The sequence below is a fragment of the Mesorhizobium sp. M7A.T.Ca.US.000.02.2.1 genome (assembly GCF_003996995.1).
GTDB lineage: Bacteria > Pseudomonadota > Alphaproteobacteria > Rhizobiales > Rhizobiaceae > Mesorhizobium.
Window position 1 is genome coordinate 1 of the sequence record NZ_RZTT01000239.1, and the last position, 9,399, is coordinate 9,399.

The following is a 9,399-nucleotide window of genomic DNA, read 5'->3' on the forward strand; positions in this document are numbered from 1 at the left end:
GTGCTGGCGCTGGTATGGACCGAACGACCCGGTAACGCTCGATCATGTCAGGCAGGCCGGTGCGACCGGCGTGGTGAGCGCCTTGCACGATATCTATGACGGGCGCGCCTGGCCGCTCGAGAGCATTCTGGAGCGCAAGCGTGTCATCGAGGCCGCCGGCCTGACATGGTCGGTGGTCGAGAGCATTCCGGTCCACAATTCATTCAAGATCGGCGCGCCGGAACGCGAGCGCTATGCCGGCTACTATCGTGACTCAATTCGCGCGCTCGCCAAGGCCGGCATTGCGACGGTCTGCTACAATTTCATGCCGGTGGTCGACTGGACGCGCACGGATCTCGCCTATCGGCTGCCGACGACGGGCTATGCACTGCGCTTCGACGCCATCGATTTCGCGGCCTACGATTTGTTTGTGCTGAAGCGCGTCAATGCCGAGGCCGGCTATACCCCCGCCCGCATTGCCGAGGCGGAAGCGCGGCTGAAGGAATTGAGCAGCGAAGCGATCGACAGGATGGAGCGCAACCTGATCGCCGGCCTGCCTGCGACCGAGCGCAGCTATGACAGGGACAGTTTTCGCGAGGCCCTGGCGGACTATGATGCGATCGGACCGAAGGAGCTGCGCGACAACCTTGCCTGGTTCCTGCGCGAGATCATTCCGGTGGCCGAAGAGGAGGGGGTGCGTATGTGCATCCATCCCGACGACCCGCCCTTCTCGCTCTATGGCCTGCCGCGCATCGTTTCGACCGCCGAGGATGCGCGTTTCATCCTCAGCGCCGTCGACAGCACTGCCAACGGCCTGACGTTCTGCACCGGCTCCTATGGCACGCGCGCCGACAACGACATCGTCGCCATGGTCAAGGAGTTCGCGGACCGCATCCATTTCGCCCATCTGCGCAACATCACCATCGAGGATGACGGCTCCTTCTATGAGGCCGAGCATCTCGAGGGCGGCACGGACATGGCGCATGTCATCCTCGCTCTGATGCAGGAAGAGGCACGCCGCCGTCGGGAAGGCCGTGCCGACTGGCGTATTCCGATGCGGCCCGACCATGGCCATCTGCTCGCCGACGACATCGGCAAGACCAGGATCAATCCCGGCTATTCGCTGATCGGCCGGCTGAAAGGCCTCGCCGAGCTGCGTGGCATCATGCGCGCCATCGAGCGGTTCGAGCTGGCTTGAGCGGCACCGTCAGTTCGGCTGGCAGGGTTTACAGACGATCACGCGCGGTTGCGCTTCCGCTGTGACTTATACGATGTCGCACTGGAAAGTGCGGCCTACGAGAGGCATGGCGGGTAAAGCACGTGTCGGGAAATTATTTGCCGGCAGTTCACAATATGCAGCGCTGACGTTCTTCCATTCGGGCCAGATTGGACTTCTTGTTGCTTTGATCGGCACGCCTTGCGTGTCACTTTGAGATGCATTCATTCTCGAAGCTCTTGCCGGTGGTCGCTTCTACTTCTCCTAAGCCAAGGCAGAGAAAAGAAGGAACCTGACCATGCCCAGAATTGTGCCGGTGCTCGATCTGAGCCGTCTCGAACAAGGTGCGTCCGAATATCGTACCTTTCTCCTGGACCTGCGCACGGCGGCGCGGGACGTCGGCTTCTTCTACCTCAGCGGCCACGGAATTTCGACCTCGGAGATCGACGACGTGCTCGATGCCTCACGCCGGTTCTTCGCGCTGCCGGAGTCCGACAAGCTGGCGATCGAAATGGTCAAATCCCAGCAGTTCCGCGGCTACACCGGCGCTGGTGGCGAACTGACCAAGGGCGCGGCCGATTGGCGTGAGCAACTCGACATCGGCGTCGAGCGCCAGCCCATAGCGCAGAAGGCTGGAATTGCACCGTGGACAAGGTTGCAAGGACCCAACCAATGGCCGTCGGCATTGCCGGAGCTCAAGCCGGCACTGCTTGCATGGCAGGCCAAGGCGACCGCAGTGGCGATTCGGCTGTTGAAAGCCTTCGCGCTATCGCTCGATCAGCCCGAGGACGCCTTCGACGCGATCTACCGGGACTCGCCCAACCATCGCATGAAGATCGTCCGTTATCCCGGCCGTGACGCGACCGAAGGCGACCAGGGCGTCGGCGCGCACAAGGATGGCGGCTTCCTGACCCTGCTGCTGCAGGACGACAACAAGGGGCTGCAGGTCGAATATGACGGAAGCTGGGTGAATGTGGATCCGCTGCCCGGAACGCTGGTCGTCAACATCGGCGAACTGCTCGAACTCGCATCGAATGGATATCTGCGGGCCACCGTGCACCGAGTCGTGACGCCGCTTGCCGGCGTCGAACGGATTTCCGTTCCCTTCTTCTTCAGCGCGCGGCTCGATGCGACCATCCCGCTTCTCGGCCTTTCCGAGGAACTGGCGGCACAGGCGCGCGGACCGGCAAGCGATCCCGACAACCCCTTGTTCCGCGATGTCGGCACCAATGTGCTCAAAAGCCGGCTGCGTTCCCATCCCGACGTGGCGCGCCGCCACTATGCCGATCTTCTCGAGACCGGAACGGCGGGTTCGTGAGGTTAGCGGCGCACGAATTTTTACCGTTTCATATATTTTTTGGAATGTCATTCGTCGCCAAGGCTTCAAGATAGGCCCAAAAAGGTAAAATCGTTTAGCGGTTTCCTCCCATTCCGCTGGACGGTGTTCCCCTCTGAAGGTTTTGACCTTCTTTTGGCCGGGCCGAATTCGGGCCCGGCCATTTTTTTGTCCTGGGGGTATCGGGCGCAAAACTGAAATGCTGCAAAAGCCCGGCGCAGCGGAACAGAATACCTTCCCGAGTTGGGCTGACCGTCCGATCCTGAGAAGGATTCGAGCACTGTGCTCGACGGTATCGATCGGCCGGAACATCTTTCATGACACGCAAACAATTGCGCCTCGGCGCCTTCATGCGCCCCGTCAGCCTGCACACCGGCGCCTGGCGCTATCCGGGCGCCTATGCCGACGCCAATTTCAATTTCGCGCATCTGAAGCGCTTCGCCCAGACGCTGGAGGCGGCGAAGTTCGACGCCTTTTTCATGGCCGACCATCTGGCCGTTCTCAACATGCCGATCGAGGCGTTGCGGCGCAGCCACACGGTCACCTCGTTCGAGCCGTTCACGCTGCTGTCGGCGCTCGCCGCCGTCACTGACCATATCGGGCTGGTCGCCACCGCATCGACGACGTTCGACGCGCCCTATCATGTTGCCCGCCGCTTCGCCTCGCTGGACCATATCAGCGGCGGACGCGCCGGCTGGAACATCGTCACCACGTCCAACCCTGACGCGGCGCTGAACTTCGGCCTCGACGAGCATGTCGAGCATGATGAGCGCTACCGGCGGGCGCGGGAATTCTACGATGTCGTCACCGGCCTGTGGGACAGCTTTGCCGACGATGCCTTCATCCGCGACGCCGAAAGCGGGTTCTATTTCGATCCGGCCAGGCTGCATGTGCTCGACCACAAGGGCGAACATCTCTCGGTGCGTGGGCCGCTCAACATCGCCCGGCCAATCCAGGGTTGGCCGGTCGTCGTCCAGGCCGGCGCGTCGGAGGCAGGGCGCCAACTGGCGGCGGAGACAGCGGAGGTCATTTTCGCCGCCCATGCCGATCTCGCGGCGGGACAGCGTTTCTTTGCCGACGTCAAAGCCCGTGCGGAGAAACTCGGCCGCTCGCGTGACGACATCAAGATCCTGCCTGGCGCCTTTGTCGTTGTCGGCGACAGCGTCGAGGACGCGCAGGCCAGGCGGGCGAAGCTCGACAGCCTCGTCTACTATGAGAGCGGCATCGCCTCGCTGTCGATCGCGATCGGACATGATGCGTCCGGCTTTGACCCGGACGCGCCCTTGCCCGAAATCCCCGAGACCAATGCCTCGAAGAGTGGCCGCGAGCGCGTCATCGAACTGGCGCGCGAGGAGAACCTGACCGTCAGGCAGCTTGCGCAAAGGCTGGGCGGCTATTCCGGCCTTGCTTTTGTCGGCACGCCTGAAACAATCGCCGACGAGATGGAGGAATGGCTGGTTGCCGAGGGCTCCGACGGGTTCAACATCATGTTTCCCTACCTGCCGGCAGGGCTGGATGATTTTGCCGAGAAAGTGGTGCCGGAATTGCAACGGCGAGGCATCTTCAGGCGGCAATATGAGGGGTCGACACTGCGCGAGAATCTCGGCTTGAAGCGGCCGCCCAACCGGTTTTTCGAGTAGAACATCCTTCGCGGAGAGGTCTCCATGTCAATCCAGTCCAACACCCGCATCGTGCTCGCGGCGCGACCGCAAGGCCGGCCGAAGCCGGATCATTTCCGCATCGAGACGGTTGACCTTGACCAGCCGGGAGAGGGCGAACTGCTGTTGCAGATCCTTTATCTGTCGCTCGATCCCTATATGCGCGGTCGTATGAACGCCACCAAATCCTATGCCAAGCCGGTCGATGTCGACGGCGTGATGGAAGGCGGCACCGTCGCGCGTGTGATGATCTCTCGCCATCCGGAATTTGCTGAAGGCGACATCGTCCTGTCCCACTCCGGATGGCAGAGTTTCGCCCTGTCCGACGGTGCCGGGCTGCGCAAGCTCGATCCCGCGGCTGCACCCATAACAACCGCGCTCGGCGTGCTCGGCATGCCGGGCTTCACGGCCTATGCCGGTCTGCTCACCATCGGGCAGCCGAAGCCTGGCGAGACGGTCGTCGTCGCGGCCGCCAGCGGTGCGGTCGGGTCGGCCGTCGGCCAGATCGCGCGCATCAAGGGGGCGCGTGCCGTCGGCATCGCCGGCGGTGCCGATAAATGTGCTTTCGTGCGAGACGAGCTGGGCTTTGACGCGGTCGTCGATCACCGGGCCGACGATTTTGCAGAGCAGTTGAAGGCAGCTTGCCCCGGCGGCATCGACATCTATTTCGAGAATGTCGGCGGTCCTGTCTGGGACGCGGTGTTTCCGCTGCTGAACGAATTTGCGCGTGTGCCGGTCTGCGGGCTGATCGCGCAATACAACGTGATCGCGGATGCCGGCACCGACCGGTTGCCGACATTGATGCAGCAAGTGCTGCACCGCAGCCTGACGATAAGAGGTTTTATCCAGCGCGAATTTGTCGACCAGCGCCCGGCCTTCTATCGCGAGATGGCCGAATGGATAGCGTCCGGCCGCGTCCGCTACAGGGAAGATATCGTGGACGGCATCGAAAATGCGCCTCAGGCCTTTCTCGGCCTTCTCGAAGGCAGGAATTTCGGCAAGCTGATCGTGCGTATCGCGGAATAATTGTTGCACAACGATGAGCCGGGGCTGCCGAGACAATCGCTGTCGCAGCCCGGCGCGGCGCCTTTTTTGTTCACCACATCATGAAGGAGGCGACGTCCGCATCCGAGACCTTGCCGGCATTCACGTCAGCGATTGCCTGGTCGACGATCGCGACGCCCTCGGTCATCTCGTCTTCCGTCAGCGTCAGCGGTGGCATGAACTCCAGCACATTGGCCTTCAACCCGACATAGGTGAAGGCCGCACCCAGCTCATAGCCGCGATAGATGATCTTGGCCGTGGTCGCCGCCGCAACCGGCTCGCGTGTCGTGCGGTCCTTGACTAGGTCGACGCCGATGGCAAGGCCGCGCCCGCGCACGTCGCCGATGATCTCGTGTCTGGCGGCAAGGGCTCGCAATGCGCTGGAAAACAGCATGCCGATCCGCGCCGAGCGCTCGACCAGGCCATCCGTCTCGATCGTCTTCAGCACCGCGTTGCCGGCCGATGTCGCCACCGGATTGCCCGCGGTTGTCTGCAGCGCGAAGGCCGGCGCATGGTCCATGATCTCCTTAGGGCCGATCACGGCCGACAGCGGCAAGCCACCGCCGATGCCTTTGCCAAAGACGACTAGGTCGGGCGTCAGTCCTTCATGCTGGAAGCAGTGCATCATGCCGCTGCGAGCGAGCCCGACCTTGACCTCGTCGAGGACAATCTTGATGCCGTGCCTGCGGCAACGCTCCTGCAATGCCTTGAGAAAGCCGGGCGGCGGCACGATCAGCCCGCCATCCGACATCAACGGCTCGATGAACACCGCCGCGACCTGATGCGGCGGGCAGGTGGTCTCGAACTGGTAGTCGAGCAGGGCAAGCACGTCCTCGCTGCTGAAATTCGGGCGGTACGGATCGGGATAGGGCAGCAGAAGCACGCCCGGCCGGGGCAGCGTGTGGGTCATGGCGGTATGGCCGCTGATGCCCATCGAGCCGGAGAGATTGCCGTGATAGGAGCCGATGAACGAGATGAAGCGCGAACGGCAGGTGGCCGCCTGCAGCACGCGCACCGCGCAGTCGTTGGCGTCGGACCCGGAGTGGCCGAACCAGACGCGCCGTTCGCCTTCTCCCGGCGTAATCGCCAGCAGCCGCTCCGCCAGCGATACAGCCGGCTCGTTCGGGTAGAGCAGCAGGCTGGCGCCCGCCATGTCGCGGATCGACGTCTCGACCGCTTCGACGACGGCCGGATGGCCGTAGCCGAGCACCGCCGGACCGGCCGATCCCGACAGGTCGAGCAAGGAGCGGCCGCCTTCCTCGATCAGCCGGTTGCCCCGGCCGCCGATGACGCTGAGCGGGGAGAAACGCAGCTTGCCGATCTGGGCGATGGTCGCGGCATCACGTTCGCGCAGGCTGAGATTGCTCACGACACGGTTTCCGTCTCGAGTGCCGGCAGTGCCGCCGCCAGCCGGTCCGCCCATTCTTCGATGCCGGACCGCGTCGACAGCAAATCCTGCCGGATCTCGACGAGGACGGCGGGGATGCCGCGATCGTCGCCATGAATGGGCACGGCGTAATCGGCGTCGCGGCTGATCACATAGGGCACGTTGGCCGCGACATTGAGCCCGGCGTCGGTGCGCAGGCCCGAAAGGATCGTTTCGGCGAGATCTCTCGCTTGGTCGTGCAACACGCCGGCATGCCAGGGTCTGCTGACACCGAGGAAGACCGGCGTGAAGGAATGGATCGTCACGATCCGCGTCTGCCGGCCTGCCTGTGCCCGGTGGTCAAGATACGCGGTCACCCGGTCATGAAACGGCGAAAAGATGATCTCGGCGCGTCGGGTCCGCTCCGTCGCATCGATGCCGACATTGCCGGGAATGTCGGTGTCTTCCGACAGCACCGGAATGCTGCCTGACGTGCCCAGTGGCCGGTTGAGGTCGATCAGCAGCCGCGAGTAACCGCTGAGGAAGGCCGGTGCATCGAGCTTCGACGACAGCAGGCGGGTCACTTCGGCGGCGCCGATATCCCAGGCGATGTGGCGCTGCAGATGGCTGGCATCGAGGCCGAGCTGCCGATACTCGGCCGGCATGTGGTTGGACGCATGCTCGCACAACAGCACGATATCGGAGCGGCCGTGCTCGTTGAGGACCTCGACGGCCTCGGGCCAATCTTTTCCGGCCTGCGCGGTCATCAATAGAGCGTCCGGTAGAGATCGCAGATGGAGGCCGGATCGAGACCGGCAAGACGCTCGGCTTCATGTCGCTTGAGGCCGACGAAGGTTTCGATGAAGACAGGCGCGAACCATCCCGTCACGGTGCCGTCGGCCAGCAACGCGTCCAGTGCCGCCGGCAGGGTTTCGGGCAGGCGCACCAGACCGAGACTCGCCCGCTCAGCCTCTCTCATCAGTGTCGGGTCGCCGGTGACCAAAGGCGGCGACGGCAGGCCCGCCTTCAGCCCTTCCAGCCCGGCGCGGATGATCGCCGCCAGCGACAGATAGGGATTGCCGGTGGCGTCAGCGGCCCGGTATTCGATGTTGTATTGCCGCGCCGGATCGCGTCCGCCGATCGTCACAGTCGGGCAGATGCGCAGCGACGCCTCGCGGTCGCGGTCGGCGAGCCAGGTATAGGACGAACTCCAGCTGTGCGGCTTCAGCCGGTAGAAGGATGACACGCTCGACGCCGTCATCGCGGTCATTCCAGGCAGATGGCGCAGCACGCCGGCACAGAAGGCGCCGGCTTTGGCGGAAAGACGTCCGGGCTGCGTTGGATCGTATGTCACCGGCTTGCCGGCCTCGTCGACGAAGCTGAAATGGATGTGGACGCCGTTGCCGACGGCAGTTGGCGCGGTTTTGGGCGCGAAGCTCGCACGCCAGCCGGCATTGCGCGCCAATTCGCGCGTGATTTCGCGGATGGCGACGGCGCGGTCCGCCGCCGTCAGCGCGTCCGCCGGCTCGTGCGTCACCTCGAACTGCTCGTCGCCGAATTCGGCGATGACCACCTCGGGAGCGACTCCGGCTTCCTCGAGCGCCGCCATCAGGTTGGGCGCGAAGGGGTCCGTGCGGCGCAGTGCGGCGAAAGACATCGAATGCGCCGGCGCGAAGCCACCGTCGGCGACATTGAACTCATGCTCGAAGGCGGCGATGACCGACAGGCCGGTTGCGGCTTTCAAATCGGCCAGCGCCTCTTTCAGCATCGTACGGGTGCAGCCGAGCCATGGGCTGCCATCGAGCTCGACGATGTCGCCGGCGACCATGTCGAACGGCGTCGCCGATCCGGTACGTGTCGTGCGAAAGCGCGCCTTGAGATCGGGGATCAGCCGCAGGTCGCCCGACGAGCCCCAGGGGTTGGGATCGACGATCGAGTTGAACGGCGTCAGCGACAGATTGGCCTGCAGCCAACCGACGCCGGTCGTGGCGGTCTTCTGCAACTTGCTTTCGGCAACGAAGCGGCCCCGCGTGACGGCGGAGAGATCCGTGGTGACGACGGCAACCAGAGGCTCGACAGTCGATGTCATGCCGGTTTTCCCAAAGCGTTGAAGCGGCCGACGACCGTGTCGGTATCGGCCACCCAGCAGTAGCCGCCGAAGGCCTTGAGCGCGATGTCGTGGCGTTCCTGCGTAATGGTGGCGCAGGCATCCGATACGCAGGTGACAAGATAGCCGCGGTCGGCGCCGTCGCGCACCGTCATGTCGACGCATTGATCGGTCAGCACGCCGACCACGACGAGATAGCGGATGCCGAGATTCTTGAGGAGATAGTCGACATTGGTCGAATTGAAGATGCCCGACGACGTCTTCGGCAGCATGATCTCGTCGCCAACCGGCGCCAGCGCGGGCACCGGCAGTCCCTCGGGGAGGCTGGGCGCGACATGGATCGGCGTCAGCTTGTGGTCGAGCGAGCGGTCACGGCCGTCTTCGGTCAGGCTCTGGATGATGGTGTGCAGCACCTCGACGCCATTGGCCCGCGCAGCGGCCAGCAGGCGCTCCTGGTTGGGGATCGTCTGTGACGATGTCTGCCGGTAGAAATAGTGATCGGGCCCACGCTCCGGATGCGACGGATCTGCGCCCGGCTCCAGCCAGATGCGCTGCATGTCGACGAGCAGCAGGGCCGTTTCGCCGGCCCGGAAGGCTTCGTCTCGTTTGGGTAGGGCCTGGGTCATGCTTTGTCGTCCTGCTTTGCTGATTTGGGTCCCGGCGTCTTGCGGGGTCCGGGTATCTTGCGCGCGC

At 63.9% G+C, this 9,399-nt stretch carries 8 protein-coding genes; 4 read left to right on the forward strand and 4 right to left on the reverse strand.

All coding sequences use genetic code 11. The features are described from left to right. From uxuA to EOD15_RS21325, 4 genes are all read left to right on the forward strand, one after another. The coding region (uxuA, locus tag EOD15_RS21310; protein ID WP_127408802.1) for a mannonate dehydratase at positions 1-1,177 on the forward strand (1,177 nt) is incomplete at its 5' end. 316 nt (positions 1,178-1,493) lie between these two features. Beyond that, entirely contained in the window at positions 1,494-2,513 is a 1,020-nt protein-coding gene (locus tag EOD15_RS21315; protein WP_127319644.1) for an isopenicillin N synthase family oxygenase, read from the forward strand. 335 nt (positions 2,514-2,848) lie between these two features. Beyond that, positions 2,849-4,171 carry an LLM class flavin-dependent oxidoreductase gene (locus EOD15_RS21320; RefSeq protein WP_127319642.1) on the forward strand — a complete coding sequence of 441 codons (1,323 nt, stop codon included), beginning with the start codon at positions 2,849-2,851 and terminating at the stop codon, positions 4,169-4,171. Positions 4,172-4,195: 24 nt separating this feature from the next. Continuing rightward, positions 4,196-5,215 carry an NADP-dependent oxidoreductase gene (locus EOD15_RS21325; protein ID WP_127319640.1) on the forward strand — a complete coding sequence of 340 codons (1,020 nt, stop codon included), beginning with the start codon at positions 4,196-4,198 and terminating at the stop codon, positions 5,213-5,215. A 70-nt stretch (positions 5,216-5,285) separates the two neighbouring features. Here the strand turns inward: EOD15_RS21325 and EOD15_RS21330 are convergent, their stop codons facing one another. The 4 genes from EOD15_RS21330 to EOD15_RS21345 are packed head-to-tail and all read right to left on the reverse strand — an operon-like array spanning position 5,286 to position 9,332. Beyond that, positions 5,286-6,602: an aspartate aminotransferase family protein gene (locus tag EOD15_RS21330; protein ID WP_127319638.1), complete on the reverse strand. Its 1,317-nt coding sequence runs from the start codon at positions 6,600-6,602 to the stop codon at positions 5,286-5,288. Beyond that, a complete protein-coding gene (locus EOD15_RS21335; RefSeq protein ID WP_127319637.1) occupies positions 6,599-7,366 on the reverse strand; it encodes an N-formylglutamate amidohydrolase in 768 nt (255 codons plus the stop codon). Before EOD15_RS21335 ends, EOD15_RS21330 begins: the two co-directional genes overlap by 4 nt. Next, positions 7,366-8,688, reverse strand: a complete 1,323-nt coding sequence (locus tag EOD15_RS21340; protein WP_127319636.1) for a glutamine synthetase — start codon at positions 8,686-8,688, stop codon at positions 7,366-7,368. Before EOD15_RS21340 ends, EOD15_RS21335 begins: the two co-directional genes overlap by 1 nt. Beyond that, complete coding sequence (locus EOD15_RS21345; RefSeq protein ID WP_127267229.1) at positions 8,685-9,332, reverse strand: isochorismatase family cysteine hydrolase; 648 nt, start codon at positions 9,330-9,332, stop codon at positions 8,685-8,687. The genes EOD15_RS21340 and EOD15_RS21345 overlap by 4 nt, the downstream gene beginning before the upstream one ends. Between the last annotated feature and the right edge of the window lie 67 nt (positions 9,333-9,399).

Bases quoted from the DNA above. Each gene is read 5' to 3' on its own strand.
- EOD15_RS21315 (WP_127319644.1), top strand. From the start codon at position 1,494: ATGCCCAGAATTGTGCCGGTGCTCGATCTGAGCCGTCTCGAACAAGGT.
- EOD15_RS21320 (WP_127319642.1), top strand. From the start codon at position 2,849: ATGACACGCAAACAATTGCGCCTCGGCGCCTTCATGCGCCCCGTCAGC.
- EOD15_RS21325 (WP_127319640.1), top strand. From the start codon at position 4,196: ATGTCAATCCAGTCCAACACCCGCATCGTGCTCGCGGCGCGACCGCAA.
- EOD15_RS21335 (WP_127319637.1), bottom strand. From the start codon at position 7,366: ATGACCGCGCAGGCCGGAAAAGATTGGCCCGAGGCCGTCGAGGTCCTC.
- EOD15_RS21340 (WP_127319636.1), bottom strand. From the start codon at position 8,688: ATGACATCGACTGTCGAGCCTCTGGTTGCCGTCGTCACCACGGATCTC.
- EOD15_RS21345 (WP_127267229.1), bottom strand. From the start codon at position 9,332: ATGACCCAGGCCCTACCCAAACGAGACGAAGCCTTCCGGGCCGGCGAA.